The organism is Acinetobacter sp. ANC_7553 (genome assembly GCF_056779895.1).
Genome location: NZ_JBWYIV010000002.1, coordinates 1 through 14,076, shown reverse-complemented (window position 1 = coordinate 14,076; position 14,076 = coordinate 1). Strand labels below are relative to the sequence as shown.

13 protein-coding genes are annotated in these 14,076 nt (G+C 39.7%); 8 read left to right on the top strand and 5 right to left on the bottom strand.

Annotated features, from left to right (window positions below; all coding sequences use genetic code 11):
- Positions 1 to 85: 85 nt before the first annotated feature.
- The 4 genes from minC to AC1M9I_RS01770 all read left to right on the top strand — a co-directional run bounded on the left by minC (position 86) and on the right by AC1M9I_RS01770 (position 2,424).
- Complete coding sequence (gene minC / locus AC1M9I_RS01785; RefSeq protein WP_180000266.1) at positions 86 to 799, top strand: septum site-determining protein MinC; 714 nt, start codon at positions 86 to 88, stop codon at positions 797 to 799.
- Positions 800 to 860: 61 nt separating this feature from the next.
- Positions 861 to 1,673 carry a septum site-determining protein MinD gene (gene minD / locus AC1M9I_RS01780; RefSeq protein ID WP_035267390.1) on the top strand — a complete coding sequence of 271 codons (813 nt, stop codon included), beginning with the start codon at positions 861 to 863 and terminating at the stop codon, positions 1,671 to 1,673.
- A gap of 2 nt (positions 1,674 to 1,675) precedes the next feature.
- Positions 1,676 to 1,948, top strand: coding sequence for a cell division topological specificity factor MinE (gene minE / locus AC1M9I_RS01775; RefSeq protein ID WP_035267388.1), 273 nt, complete (start codon positions 1,676 to 1,678; stop codon positions 1,946 to 1,948).
- 188 nt (positions 1,949 to 2,136) lie between these two features.
- Positions 2,137 to 2,424, top strand: coding sequence for a PA4642 family protein (locus tag AC1M9I_RS01770; protein ID WP_035267385.1), 288 nt, complete (start codon positions 2,137 to 2,139; stop codon positions 2,422 to 2,424).
- Between the two features lie 112 nt (positions 2,425 to 2,536).
- On the opposite strand, the gene AC1M9I_RS01765 is transcribed toward AC1M9I_RS01770, so the two are convergent.
- Entirely contained in the window at positions 2,537 to 4,897 is a 2,361-nt protein-coding gene (locus tag AC1M9I_RS01765) for a YadA-like family protein (RefSeq protein ID WP_481610605.1), read from the bottom strand.
- Positions 4,898 to 5,135: 238 nt separating this feature from the next.
- Between AC1M9I_RS01765 and AC1M9I_RS01760 the strand changes: the two genes are divergently transcribed.
- Positions 5,136 to 6,233: a helix-turn-helix transcriptional regulator gene (locus AC1M9I_RS01760; protein WP_481594457.1), complete on the top strand. Its 1,098-nt coding sequence runs from the start codon at positions 5,136 to 5,138 to the stop codon at positions 6,231 to 6,233.
- Positions 6,234 to 6,279: 46 nt separating this feature from the next.
- Here the strand turns inward: AC1M9I_RS01760 and AC1M9I_RS01755 are convergent, their stop codons facing one another.
- Positions 6,280 to 9,432 (bottom strand): DNA translocase FtsK 4TM domain-containing protein, encoded by a 3,153-nt coding sequence (locus AC1M9I_RS01755; RefSeq protein ID WP_481594458.1) that lies wholly within the window; start codon positions 9,430 to 9,432, stop codon positions 6,280 to 6,282.
- Between the two features lie 261 nt (positions 9,433 to 9,693).
- Here AC1M9I_RS01755 and trxB point away from each other — a divergent pair, with 261 nt between their 5' ends.
- The 3 genes from trxB to AC1M9I_RS01740 all read left to right on the top strand — a co-directional run bounded on the left by trxB (position 9,694) and on the right by AC1M9I_RS01740 (position 12,321).
- Positions 9,694 to 10,641 carry a thioredoxin-disulfide reductase gene (trxB, locus tag AC1M9I_RS01750; RefSeq protein WP_481610604.1) on the top strand — a complete coding sequence of 316 codons (948 nt, stop codon included), beginning with the start codon at positions 9,694 to 9,696 and terminating at the stop codon, positions 10,639 to 10,641.
- A gap of 115 nt (positions 10,642 to 10,756) precedes the next feature.
- A complete protein-coding gene (aat, locus tag AC1M9I_RS01745) occupies positions 10,757 to 11,488 on the top strand; it encodes a leucyl/phenylalanyl-tRNA--protein transferase (RefSeq protein WP_481594471.1) in 732 nt (243 codons plus the stop codon).
- A 17-nt stretch (positions 11,489 to 11,505) separates the two neighbouring features.
- Positions 11,506 to 12,321, top strand: a complete 816-nt coding sequence (locus tag AC1M9I_RS01740; protein WP_180028761.1) for an arginyltransferase — start codon at positions 11,506 to 11,508, stop codon at positions 12,319 to 12,321.
- Positions 12,322 to 12,335: 14 nt separating this feature from the next.
- On the opposite strand, the gene rimI is transcribed toward AC1M9I_RS01740, so the two are convergent.
- The 3 genes from rimI to AC1M9I_RS01725 form a co-directional block, all read right to left on the bottom strand.
- Positions 12,336 to 12,794, bottom strand: a complete 459-nt coding sequence (rimI, locus tag AC1M9I_RS01735) for a ribosomal protein S18-alanine N-acetyltransferase (protein WP_481610654.1) — start codon at positions 12,792 to 12,794, stop codon at positions 12,336 to 12,338.
- 104 nt (positions 12,795 to 12,898) lie between these two features.
- Positions 12,899 to 13,780: a metal-dependent hydrolase gene (locus AC1M9I_RS01730; protein WP_481594459.1), complete on the bottom strand. Its 882-nt coding sequence runs from the start codon at positions 13,778 to 13,780 to the stop codon at positions 12,899 to 12,901.
- 205 nt (positions 13,781 to 13,985) lie between these two features.
- Positions 13,986 to 14,076, bottom strand: a 91-nt coding sequence (locus AC1M9I_RS01725; protein WP_019509660.1) for an EF-Tu C-terminal domain-related protein, incomplete at its 5' end; no start/stop codon positions are given.

Sequence of the window (14,076 nt, the reverse complement as noted above, 5' to 3'; positions counted from 1 at the left end):
GAGAATTCTTGAGAATTGAACTAGCATTTGCACAATTAACAATTTTTACTTCGATTATAAAGCGCGAAGCAAGCAAGGAATGAATATGGCAGATATTCGGATTACCGGTAGAATGGTGAATTTTACCCGAATTACCTTTGACACCAATGATCATAATGTTATCCGCCAACAATTAAGTGCCATGATGAGTGAAACCTCTTATGAAGGTGCGCTTGTCATTCTAGACACAACCGTTGAACAAGAACTTATTGGACTCATTCAATTGGTCATCAGTTTAGGGTTACAGCCCATGGCTGTCGTTGATGGTTTAATGGGTGATGAAGCACGTGCGATCCAATTCCCAGTTCTTGCGGCTGATCGTCCTTTGCAGCGCATCAAAGCAACAAAAGAACAAGTGGTAGAAGCCCCAGCAAATACCCCTGAAGCTGAGAAGGCTCCAACACACATAGCTCCTGCAACCACACATAAAACTTCGTATCACGATGAAGTGCTTAGAACAGGACAATGTCTGGTACAAGATCACGGCGATATTATTTTAACTGCTGGAATTAATAGTGGCTCTGAAATCATCGCTTCAGGAAATATACATATTTATGGCTCTGCTCGTGGTAGAGTCATCGCCGGCGCCGGTGGCAATACAGCAGCACGAATTTTCTGTCATGTTTTAGAAGCTGAATTAGTATCTATCGCAGGAACATATTGTGTTGCAGATGATATTCCACCACATATGCTAAAAAAGTCAGTACATATCTATTTAAATGATGCTCAAGAGCTTGTCTTTGAAGCACTCGAATTTTAATGTATAACTAAACATGAGAACCCCTATAGTATTGGGGATAAACATAACAGGAGTGGATTCGGTGGCGAAAATTGTTGTCGTAACATCAGGTAAAGGTGGCGTAGGTAAAACAACTACCAGTGCATCTTTTGCAACAGGTTTAGCCCTTCGTGGCCACAAAACTGTTGTAATCGATTTTGACGTAGGTTTACGTAACCTCGACCTTATCATGGGTTGTGAGCGTCGTGTTGTTTATGATTTTGTGAATGTATTAAATAACGAAGCGAGATTACAACAAGCACTTATTCGCGATAAAGAAATCGAAAATCTATATATTTTACCTGCATCACAAACCCGTGATAAAGATGCGTTGACCGATGAAGGTGTTGCACGTGTTATGGACGAACTTTCTCAAGAGTTCGACTACATCATTTGTGACTCTCCTGCAGGTATTGAACGTGGTGCGATTTTAGCAATGTACCATGCTGATGAAGCAATCATTGTAACGAACCCTGAAATTTCATCTGTCCGAGATTCCGATCGTATTATTGGTATGTTGGACAGTAAAACGAAGAAAGTAGAAAATAACGAAGGTCGTATTCGTAAGCATCTTTGTATCACACGCTTCAACCCTGAACGTGCTGACAAGCAAGAAATGTTAACAGTCGATGATATTTCTAAAGATATCCTTCGCGTGCCAACGCTCGGTGTAATTCCTGAATGTAAAAGCGTGTTACAAGCTTCGAATGAAGGTAAGCCTGTTATTCTTTATACTGAAGAAGCAGCTGGACAAGCTTATGACGATCTTGTTGCACGCTTCCTTGGTGAAGAACGTCCATATCGTCACATCTCTGTGAAGCCGAAAGGCTGGTTAGCACGTTTATTTGGAGCATAAAGATGGCAGGATTCTGGAGTAAACTTTTTAGTAGTGATGACAAACCATCAAGTGCACAAACAGCTAAAGATCGCTTAAAAGTTATCGTGGCATCTGAAAATGGTCTAGGTAAGCGTTTAAGCCAAGATAAAATTGATTTAATGAAAAAAGAAATCATGCAAGTTGTGAATCGTTATGTGCGTGGTGTAGATGAACAGCATATACAAATGTCGGTTCGCTCAGAAGCAAATATCGAAATGCTAGAAATGAATATCAATTTGCCTGAAGAACGTTAATCTGATTTTTGATTAGTCAAGCAAATTGAATCAGGGCAAAATATGAGAGTGGCAGAAATAGGCTATTAGCTATATTCCGCCCACTTGAAGCAGAGCTTCAAGTCTTGCGACTAGACAAAGCAGTGCTTTGCTCATCTAGTCTCATATTTTGCCCTTTTTTATTGATTAAAAATACCAAGGAGATTGTGATGGCATTATCACAGCCAGCCACGTTCAATGAAGAATGGTCAGACGAGCGTGTTTTTGCCTATTTAAATCAGTTACCTCCTGAAGGTGTAAACGCTGATTTTCATGTTCTCTATCATGCTTTTAAACATATGCGTGCTAATGACTATGAGCGTTTACTCACTAAATTTATAGCAGATGGTCGTGATCTTAACGCTCAAAATCCTGAAGGCAAACGTATTCATGATGTGATCGCAGAATTCCCACGCCAAAGTGCAGAATTCCTTGCTGTTTTAGCAAAATTTGCCTAAAAAACAGATAAAAAAGCCTGCTTGAGCAGGCTTTTTTGATTTAAATCTATCTTATACCTGTTAAAAAATAGTTTCGTATTAAGGTTACTTTTACGTTTGGGTGAAACTTAGATTATTTCCATTGCCAACCCAATGCAATAGCACCACCAACATCACCTTGTGAACTTGCGGTTCCAGATGCTTTATAGACAAAGCGATTCGTTTCAGAAACCCCACTAAATCCAATGGCAATACCTTGCTCACCATCCCATGTACCAGCAGCTGCACTGAACATACTTGCACCAGCATAAGTTGGCTGGGGTAATGAAGCGACAGCCAAAGATGCTGCAATAGCTGCTCGAGTGTCACGTCGTTCATCGGCAAAACTCTGTTCTAAAGCATTTACACGTCGACTAGTATACTCATTGGCCTGATTCAATATTTCATTGGTTCGGATATTCGTATATTCCTGTGCATCGCTCAAAACTTGCTGATCTGCTTGACGCATTTGTTTTACATTGACTGCGTCGGTATCCGCTGTACCTGCTGCCACATTAACAATTTGGCGTTGTTGCGTAGAGGAACCCACTGAAACCGTATTGTCCCGATCGGTAGACGAAGCATTTCCTAAAAGAACAGCATTATTTGCGTCAGACGTTATATTATTCCCAAGAACTACAGTACTATTTCCTGAAATATTGTTGAAATTACCAACTGAATGCGTATTTTCACCCGTAACCGTATTGTGATTTCCTAAAGCTGTTGCATGTTCACCAGCGACTTGTGATTCAGCCCCAATTACAATACTCTCACGACCCGATGCTACTGATGAACTTCCGATTGCAAGAGCATCTTCACCTGTTGCATTTGGTAATATTGCATTTTCACTAGGATTTGTTCCAACAGATATTGCGACAGTTCCACCACTAGCCAAAGACGTTAGCCACTGTTGTTCGGTGCCATTAAAGCCATTTTGTACAGCAATCTCAAAAGCACTAAATCCTTGATCACCTTTGTCACCTTTTAAGCCTTGAAGTCCTTGATCACCTTTATCGCCCTTTAAGCCTTGAAGTCCTTGATCACCTTGATCACCTTGATCTCCCTTATCACCTTTCAATCCTTGAGGACCTTGGTCACCTTTATCTCCTTTGAGTGACGTCAGCCAATCTTGCTCTGTTCCTACAAATCCATTATTCACCGCCACTTGGTAAGCACTATCACCTTGTGGTCCTACACCGCCACCAGGTCCACCGCTTGTACCTGGTATACCTTGATCCCCTTTATCTCCCTTATCGCCTTTTTCACCTTTTAATGATGTAAGCCAATCTGTTTCAGAGCCCTCAAATCCATTACTCACAGCAACCTCGTACGCACTTGCTCCAGCTGGTCCAGTGGTACCTGTACCTGTTTCACCACCAACACCATTATTTTCGAGTGCAGACACTCGGTCTTTTAACGCTGTAAATTCAATATCAATCCCTCCAATAGTTTGATTTATGTTTTGGTATGTATTGCCTTGCATTTCAAATGAAAGGGGCATCACACTCCCCTGAAACATAGTCACTTCACTACCTACTATTCTTTGTAAAGCTTGTGTCAATTGATCAACATTAATAGCATCATGAGTATCTAAACCTTTCGCTAAGTTCATGATTCGGCGTTTTAATTGATCACTACCGACTGAAATAACATTCTCTCGATCTGCAACCGATGCACTACCTAAAGCAACAGAGTTGCTCGCATAAACCTGACTCAGCTCACCTATCGCGACTGACTCTATTACTGGTCGATCATCATTTGGTCTTGATCGAATAATAATTGAACCACCGACAGCCACATTTTTGCTACCATCCACATTACTGTCGGAGGCAATTACATAAGAATTCGTCGCATCAACCTCATTAAATCTACCAAAAATCATCGAGCCATTACTTGCGACATCATGAGTATTATTCATACCAACAACAACAGATTTTACAGACGAGTTTAAATTTGAAATACCTATAGAGATACCCCCTTCAGCAGTATTTGAACTACCGATCGCAATACTCCCTTCCCCCTTAACCACTTGATTATTACCAATGGCAATATTACTTGTATGATGCGTTGTGTTTTGATTTCCAATGACCACATTATTTTGCGTTGTCGTTACAGCGTTTGGTGTCACCGTATTATTCAAACCAAAAACAGTATGATTCATCCCAATATTGACGTTATTGCTTTGTCCCATAACCACACTGCTCGGTGCAACCACTGAGTTATTTTCACCACAGATGAAAGATGTAGTGTCTGAATTCGTCGCTGTGCCTGTTGAACCCTCACATTCATCAGCTTGCACCTGACTCGTCATTGCGGTTAATGCCCCAATTAAAATCAGATAACCTGTCGTCATTCCAATATTTTTTAAAGATTGTGCAAAACGTGTACGTCCAAGTTCCCCTGTTACGACTAATTTTCCATTACGATTACGGATAACTCGGTATATATGGTTCATGTAATTCCCCTTAGTTTTTGACATGGTCATGTCACTTGCAGGTTTTCCATAGTTTGCAAGAAAGACCTTTTATAATGAGGAAAATCAAACCATAAAGCTGATAATCTAGAAGCCCCCCTTTAAGGGGGATGAAAAAAATATTTTTGTGAAAAAATGATTAATATTTACTTTTTTATCTCAATTTTTTTAAAAAAATCTATAATTTGAATTTGTTATAATCAAAACAGTTCAATCGAAGATGAATTCAATAAGTTTTCGTAAAAGTGATCGAACAAGGCTCGGCACCCTCCATCGCCTGAGAAATCTTTGCTGTACTCAACTTCCGCTCCTTACCATTGCGCCCAGTATTTTTGACTATTTGAATTTTTTGATTCCACATGATGCCTACGGTATGGCACTGACCTATCCAAATGGTGAACCTTATATACTGTATTACAAAAATCTTAACCCTCAGTCGATGAGGTATGTCCAAGAAAATACTGAATTATTCTTAAACTTAAAAACCGAAAGCCATATCCGCTGGCTCAACTGCCCTATGTTACCCAAAGTCGGAAATCTTTTACGCCCAGATGATCCGTATTTTCATAGCTTAACCTACCAGATGATTGTGCGCCAAAGCGGTCTTCACCATACACTAGATTTAAGATTAGAACGCAATCATATTCCTGCAGGAGGTATTACCCTCTATAGGCGTATGTCACAACCCTTCCAATTACAAGATCATCGTTTATTAGAACAAGCTGGTGTCTATATCGAATATGCGCTTAACAATCAAATGGAGGATGGCAACGATGTAATTGAATCAGATCAAGCGTTGTTAATCGTGAATTCTCAAAATGATTTAGTCATGATGACTGATGCTGCAAAGGATTTACTGAATCTCTTCCCGATACATTATGAATTTTGGGAACCATATAAAGCGTTGCCAAAATCATGCTATCAAGTCATCAATGAGCTTAAATATGGGCAACAAATCCCCAAGCTTAGTTTGACCATTCCTAATGGAATATTAACCCTTCGCGCTGAATGGTTAAGTAGTCAAAATACAACCGATACAAATATCGCCTTATACTTAAAGCGCTCATTACCACGCTCCCTCATTATTTTAAAAAAACTAGAAGCACTTGATCTATCCCCCCGAGAATGCCAAGTGGCTTTTTCGTTAATTACAGGCATGAATAAAAGTGAAATTTTACAAAAATTATCCATTAGCCCTGCGGTATTTAAAGATTGTGTCAAGTCAGTTTATCAAAGCTTGAATGTTCACTCTGTGAGTGAACTGATCACATTTGCCAGCCAATGGACTACCCCCAAAAACAACACTTTTTTGAGTTAAATAAAAAAAAAGCAACCTATGGTTGCTTTTTCTGAGTCAGTCTTCGTTAAACTAAAATTTCACGTTTACCATTTGCGCCCATTGCACTCACGATACCGTTTTCTTCCATTTGGTCAATAATACGTGCGGCACGATTATAACCCAGACTAAACTTACGCTGTAAAGATGAAGTGGATGCTTTGCGGGTTTCTAAAACAAAAGCAACACATTGATCATAAAGTGCGTCACGGTCAGAAGCACCATCACCATCCTCAAAGCCACGTGATGCTGGCTCTTCATCAAATGGGGTGAGAATTTCATCCACATAGTTTGGTGCACCACGCTCACGCCAGGCATCACAAATACGGTTCACTTCGTCATCGGCAATAAATGCACCATGCACACGCTCAGGCTCAATTTTACCTGGTCCTAAGAACAGCATATCACCATGTCCAAGCAAATCTTCTGCACCACCCGCATCCAAAATCGTACGCGAGTCAATTTTAGAGTTTACACGTAGCGCAACACGCGTCGGTATATTCGCCTTAATTAAGCCCGTGATTACATCGACGGATGGACGCTGTGTCGCAAGTAATAAATGAATGCCAGCAGCACGTGATTTTTGAGCTAAACGAGTGATCATTTCTTCCGCTTTCTTACCCACCTGCATGATCATATCTGCGAATTCATCTGCAACAATCACAATCGAAGGCAATGGTGTAAGTCTAGGTGCACGTTCTCCAGCAACTGACTCACTGGCTTTCCAAGTTGGATCAAATAGATCTTCACCATTGGCAATTGCTTCTTCAACTTTACGGTTATAGTCACTCAATTTACGTATTTTTAAGAACGACATCAGCTTATAACGACGCTCCATCTCATTCACACACCAATTTAAAGCACTGACTGCATCTTTCATGTCAGTCACAACAGGCGTGAGTAAATGCGGAATATCGTTATAGTTCGCCAATTCAAGTTGTTTAGGATCAATCAAAATAAGACGCAATTGATCTGGCGTATATTTTAAAAGCATCGATAGAATCATCGAGTTTACAGCAACAGATTTACCTGAACCTGTGGTACCGGCAACCAACATATGTGGTGCCTTGCCCAACTCAGTAATGACTGGGTTGCCAGAAATATCTTTACCCATGGCCATGGATAAGATTCCATCTGGATCTTTAAATTTTGGAATTTGTACCAATTCAATCAGGCGCACCATCTCACGTGTACTATTCGGAACTTCAATGCCAATGTAAGGTTTTCCAGGGATCACCTCAACAACACGTACTGATGCCATCGACATTGATCGTGCTAAGTCACGAGAAATATTAGTTACTTTCGAGGCTTTCACACCAGGCGCAAGATCCAGTTCAAATCTGGTCACGACAGGACCCGGTTGAGCTTCAATCACTTTCGCTTTGACATTAAACTCTTGTAATTTAATTTCTAACAGTTCTGATAATCTTGATAATTGCTCTGCAGTGAAGTTTACTTTTTTATTTGGGTCTACTTCATCAAGTAAATCCAAACCAGGAAGTGGTGATAAATCTTTACGGCGCTCAGCAACTTGCATTGCACGAGACATTGGACGACCAGCAGCATCTGTTAATGGCGCATCGAAATCAAACTCATCCTCTTCAACTTCGGGCTTACCTACCGTTTCTTGCCAAGCTTCTCTAAAAGCATCCTTATCTGAAGATATACGTTGTTTTTCCTCATCACTCACTTTAGCAACAGGAATTAATGATCCCTCTTGCTCAACCATATTTTGTGGTGATGGAGCAATAATACCTTGCTCTGATTCATATTCTGCGACTGTATCTGACTTAGGTGAAGTCATAAATTTAATATTTGGCGTCACCAAATTTGGACGCTTGACCTCTGGATTAGACAAAGCTTCTGCTTCATCCGCAAGTGATGCAAGACCATCAAGCTCAGAAGCTAACAGATCTGCTTTAGTGATCGCTTCCGCCGCTGCGCTCGATTGACTTGCGTATACAGCACTTGCACCAATAGCTGAGGTATTTTGGATTAGGGATGCTGTATTTTGATCATCAGCAGATTGACCTGAAGGATTTGTTTGATGATGAAAAGGAGTATGAATATCTTTGGCGTGCTGTCCTTGTGGAACAACTTCAAGCAATTCATCAAAGATTTGATCATCATTCCAGTCCAAAGCAGTATCTTGAACAGTTGAGCGCTGCTCTACTCGAACGTTTTTACTTAAATCATTAATTTCTGAAGTACGTTGATCAAGCTGATCCTCCTCTGCTGCGCGCAAAAGCTCATCAATTTCTCTTTTATGATCTTCATCGCTATGCAAGGCTTTCCAAACTTCACCCGTTGGAACAATACGTTGACTCTCACGCTCTAACTCATGCGCTTTCGCGATGGTACGCTCGAGCTCTGCCTCATCATCTTCATCAAAACGATGATTTTGTTGAGACACTTGGAAACGCATATCTTCAAATAGTTTTTCAGCAGTACGTTCATGACGCGCTTGTAATTGATCTATTTCTTCTAAATGACTGACATCATTGAGCTCAGCTTGATGAGGGACTGGAGCTGAATCTTTTACAGGAGGTTCAATTTCTTTTTTCGCTTTTGGCTGAGTCGTCAAATCATAAGCTGATTCAGTCTCAGGTACATTTTTATAGAATAAATCTTGCAAATAAGCGGGTGTCGCCTTCAAAGTAGACCATGTCTTGTTCCACTGAATACCAAAAGCCAGTGTGATTAGAACGATGCTGAGTACGATCAGAAAAAAAACGGCGCCATAAATCGTCAAAAGCTGTTTTAAACTCTCACCCAATTCGTAACCAATGATTCCACCTGAAGCGTTAGCAAGCGTATCTGCAGGCACTGACCAAAGTAAATAAAACAAACTCGCGACGGTAAGTAGAATGAAAAATTGAGCAGCAAAACGAAATGGACGACTCAAAAAACTTCTTGGCCACCACACTTGAATCGCTTCAATGAATAAATAAATTGGGATCAGTAAACTTGCCCAGCCCAGAAATCCAAATAAGAGATCTGCAATCCAAGCACCTGCGACACCACTTGCATTTGAAACTTGTTGAGTATCACTCGAAATATGCATCCAACCCGGATCAAATGGCGTATAAGTCACTGTTGCTAAAAACAGATAAATACCAAATGATATTAAGAAGAATGTTAAAACTAAGCGCTGTGCATATACACTCGACACCGCAGTCATATACTGTCCTGTAAACGATTATTCATTAATGTTCTAATGTTGAAATGGAACAATTTCTTCATTATAGAAAACTTACTATTATGCACCTGTTCATTAAAAAAAGGTGCAGCTTTCTAAGGTTTCCTTGTTAACACTTTTAACTATATAGCTCAATTCGATTTAGTTGATCAATATAATCCACATTCATTCCACACAACTGTGGTGAAGTTTCACGTATAATTTTCAGTAAATCGATATATCAAATTAAAAGGATGCTTATACATGAGCGCTCGTCACTCAAGATTGATTATTTTAGGTTCTGGTCCTGCAGGTTATAGCGCAGCTGTATATGCTGCACGAGCAAATTTAAAACCAACTTTGATCGCTGGTATGCAATTGGGTGGTCAGCTCACTACAACTACAGAAGTTGATAACTGGCCAGGTGATCCTGAAGGCTTAACAGGTCCTGCTTTAATGGAGCGTATGCAAGCTCACGCAGAACGTTTTGGTACTGAATTGGTTTACGATCACATTAACGAAGTTGACTTAAATGTACGTCCATTCGTTTTAAAAGGTGATATGGAAGAATACACGTGTGATGCTTTGATCATTGCAACAGGCGCTACGGCTCAATACTTAGGATTAGAATCCGAAGCTGCTTATATGGGTCAAGGTGTGAGTGCGTGTGCAACTTGTGATGGTTTCTTCTATAAAAATCAAAAAGTCATGGTTGTCGGTGGTGGTAACACTGCGGTTGAAGAAGCGCTTTATTTATCAAACATTGCTTCACATGTAACACTTGTACATCGTCGCGATAAATTACGTTCTGAAAAAATCCTTCAAGATCATCTTTTTGTAAAAGAGAAAGAAGGCAAAATCAGCATCATCTGGAACCATGAAGTTGAAGAAGTACTTGGTAACCCTCAAGATGGCGTTACTAGTGTTCGCTTGAAATCTACAACTGATACTACAACACAAAACGTTGAAGTGACTGGATTGTTCGTCGCTATAGGTCACAAACCTAATACTGCAATGTTTGAAGGTCAGCTTGAACTACGTGATGGTTATATCCAAGTTCAAAGTGGTACACGTGGTAATGCAACTGCGACTTCTGTTGAAGGCGTATTTGCTGCAGGTGATGTTGCAGACAATATCTACCGCCAAGCAATTACATCAGCAGGTTCAGGTTGTATGGCTGCTTTAGACGCTGAGAAATATTTAGACAACTAATATTTATTTAAAAACCCAAAAAACCACCTTCGGGTGGTTTTTTTATTCTTTCAACTTGGCATAATCATTTTAAACATTTTTATCTTCGGTTTTTCATTATTATTTTTAGAACTTAATCCCTATGCTCCCTCCTTCTGAATTTATTTTCCCTAATCCAATTGAATCCGATCCCGAAGGTCAAGGACTAATCTGTATAGGTGCTGACCTCTCCCCTTCTACATTATTTGAAGCTTATACACATGGTTTATTTCCTTGGTTTTCCGAAGGTGAGCCGATCTGCTGGTGGAGTCCAGAACCTCGCTGCATTATCTACCCTTCGTCATACCATCCAAGTAAATCACTCATTCGTAACATGAAAAAACATGATTATACGATTACCATTAACCGTGATTTTGAACATGTGATACGTTCTTGCTCATTACCACGAAGTTATGCCAATGAAACATGGATTACTGAAGATATCATTCAGGGTTACTGTTCATTATTTGAGTCAGGCTATGCATATAGTGTCGAAGTACGCAGAGAAAATTCGATTGTCGGCGGGCTCTATGGTGTCTCTATAGGTCAGGGTATTTTTGGTGAATCCATGTTTAGTCGAGAGACTGATGTTTCAAAAATGGCTTTTTATACCCTCATGTTGATTAGCCTTGAAAACCAGGTACCCTGGGTTGACTGTCAATTGGTGAATGATCATCTCATGAGCTTAGGTGCTTGCACAATTTCTCGCCAAGACTACCTTAATTCGTTACAAGATGTGATAAAACAGCCTCAGATTGATTGGCAAAAGTATAAAGACGGTGTATTTTCAAGTAAAACAATAGCATTTGATCAACGACTCATGGATTGAGAAATAGGAGGGACAATATGAATTCTTATCAACCCCAGTCCCTATTAAATGAATTGCAGTATTACATTACACCACCGCATGACTGCAGTTATCTTCCCGAGAAATCAGCACGGATGGTCTTTTTAGATCCTGCTCATAAAATCGACGTTGTAACTTTATCAGAATTGTCTCGTGTAGGATTTCGAAGAAGCGGAGATTTTGTCTATCGACCTGAATGTCATTTGTGTCGACAATGCCTTTCATGTCGTGTACCTGTTGATGCTTTTAAAATGAACAGTCAACAAAAGAAAGCTTGGAAACGTAATCAAGACTTAGAAGTTAGAATAACCCAAACTCAAGATGCTACTGATTTACACTATCAACTCTATGAACGTTACATCAATGAGCGTCATTCAGATGGAGATATGTTCCCCCCTAGCTATGATCAATTCGAGAAGTTTTTGATTCACAGTTGTAGCAATAGTTTCTTTATAGAACTTTGGAAAGATGATCGACTCATTTGTGTCTCAACCTGCGATGTATTAGATGATGGAGTATCCGCCGTCTATACATTTTTTGATCCAGATGAATCCAAACGTTCTTTAGGCGTTTTTGCAGTCCTTAAGCAAATTGAATATGTAAAGCAGCACAATCAAGAGTTTGTATATTTAGGATATTGGGTACCCCATTCATTCAAAATGAACTATAAGTCCCAATATGCGCCTTTTGAATTATTACTGGATGGTCAATGGCGACGTGTTAATAAAATGCTCAGCAACGAAGAAATCGATCAATTAGGTCATATGCTGATGACGACACTTCCCTCTGAATGGAATAACTTTATCGTAAAGTAGGGTATTGAATTTTGTCACTTGAATAAATCTGCAAAATTATCACTGCATGCCTTTACCATAATGATGGCATGCTCTTTTCCACCAGCTAATGTTGGATAATAGTTTTTACGCATATCAATTTGATGAAATCCGGATTTCTCATATAGTGCAATCGCAGCCTTATTACTTTCTCGGACCTCTAAAAAGATTTGTACGGGATCATTATTGAGTTGAGCCATTGAAGCTTCAAGCAATTGATATCCCAACCCTTTTCCACGCATTTTCGGATGAACTGCCATCAACAGCAAATTTGCTTCATCCAATACAGGCTGTAAAATACAGAAACCAACAACACGATTCTGGTATTCAATCACTGTGGATTGATATGAATCAACCGCTTCTGAAAATTGTTTTTTTGTCCAAGGATGCGTCTGCCCCAAACTTTCAATTTCATATACCACCTCAACATCTGATGTCAGCATCGGTCGAATCATAATCATTACATTGCATTTTTTAAGTTAGTACATTATAGAAAGTTCGAAAATAAATGAAATAAAAAAAGGCAGCTTACGCTGCCCGAATGCACAAAAGTAAATACTTAAAAACCGAGTTTTGCTTTCCATGTTACCAATAAACCCACGGTATCCAAATCATTCGGATGGAAGCCTGGTTTAAAATAAGCCAACATTTCCTTACCCATACCAGAAATAATGCCTTTAGATGGACTATATCCATAGGTATAGATATCTTTCAAAGATGCAATATTTAACTGTTTATCGTCTTTCAATAAACGCGCTACAAAATAAGTCTGCACCATGAATAGCACAACCATTGCTGCCACTAAAGAAGATGTTCGAGCAAGATAAGATTTGATTCCTTTACCGAACACACCTTCAAATACATCATATGCGACAGCCTTATGCTCATTTTCTTCAACGGCATGCCAAGCCCACATCGTCGCCATTGTTTCATCAGTCATTAATGCTTGAATATGTTCGTTACGCAATAATTCTGAGGCAATGGTTGCTGTAAAATGTTCTAGCGCAGTCGTTCCCATCAGATCGATCATTTCTTGTGAAATACCAAATGGTTTCATAACGGTGCTAGCTGACTTACGAAAAGTTTGAATGACCGTATCTGTGGCTTTTTCAAGTGCAGCAACATCATGACCAAATTTTTGTGCTGATGCATTAAAGCCAGCATGCTCATGTGTATGCATTGCTTCCTGACCAATAAATGCTGAAATCTCTTTTTGGAGATCTTCATTATCTTTAATGGCTGGATGTTGGCGAACCGCACGGACTGAATCGATAAAGAATTTTTCACCTGCAGGAAATAATGCAGATAACGCTGTCATGAAATGAGTTAGTCCTGCTGAACCATTCATCCAATATTCTGGTACGTGATCAAAATCAAATTGCATACGACGTACTGGAAATGATGCACCGGCACGATTTGTAATATTTACTTTAGCATTCATTGCTGGACTCCTATTCGGGATCTATCCAAATCTAGTTTTATGATTCTTTTCATTACTTCATCTTAGTGATTTATTATTTTTATGATAAATGCCTTATAGGTCACATCATTATCAGTTAAGGACAGCTTACAATTCTTATTGTCTAACAATTTTTAGATTACATAAAAAAACGCCCCAATGGGGCGTTTTTTCACACAATCAATACTTATGCAGTTACTTTCGCAACAACACCAGCACCAACTGTACGACCACCTTCACGGATCGCAAAACGTAGACCTGGGTCCATTGCGATTGGG

Bases quoted from the DNA above. Each gene is read 5' to 3' on its own strand.
- minC (WP_180000266.1), top strand. From the start codon at position 86: ATGGCAGATATTCGGATTACCGGTAGAATGGTGAATTTTACCCGAATT.
- minE (WP_035267388.1), top strand. From the start codon at position 1,676: ATGGCAGGATTCTGGAGTAAACTTTTTAGTAGTGATGACAAACCATCA.
- AC1M9I_RS01770 (WP_035267385.1), top strand. From the start codon at position 2,137: ATGGCATTATCACAGCCAGCCACGTTCAATGAAGAATGGTCAGACGAG.
- AC1M9I_RS01765 (WP_481610605.1), bottom strand. From the start codon at position 4,897: ATGAACCATATATACCGAGTTATCCGTAATCGTAATGGAAAATTAGTC.
- AC1M9I_RS01760 (WP_481594457.1), top strand. From the start codon at position 5,136: ATGAATTCAATAAGTTTTCGTAAAAGTGATCGAACAAGGCTCGGCACC.
- AC1M9I_RS01755 (WP_481594458.1), bottom strand. From the start codon at position 9,432: ATGACTGCGGTGTCGAGTGTATATGCACAGCGCTTAGTTTTAACATTC.
- trxB (WP_481610604.1), top strand. From the start codon at position 9,694: ATGAGCGCTCGTCACTCAAGATTGATTATTTTAGGTTCTGGTCCTGCA.
- AC1M9I_RS01740 (WP_180028761.1), top strand. From the start codon at position 11,506: ATGAATTCTTATCAACCCCAGTCCCTATTAAATGAATTGCAGTATTAC.
- rimI (WP_481610654.1), bottom strand. From the start codon at position 12,794: ATGATTCGACCGATGCTGACATCAGATGTTGAGGTGGTATATGAAATT.
- AC1M9I_RS01730 (WP_481594459.1), bottom strand. From the start codon at position 13,780: ATGAATGCTAAAGTAAATATTACAAATCGTGCCGGTGCATCATTTCCA.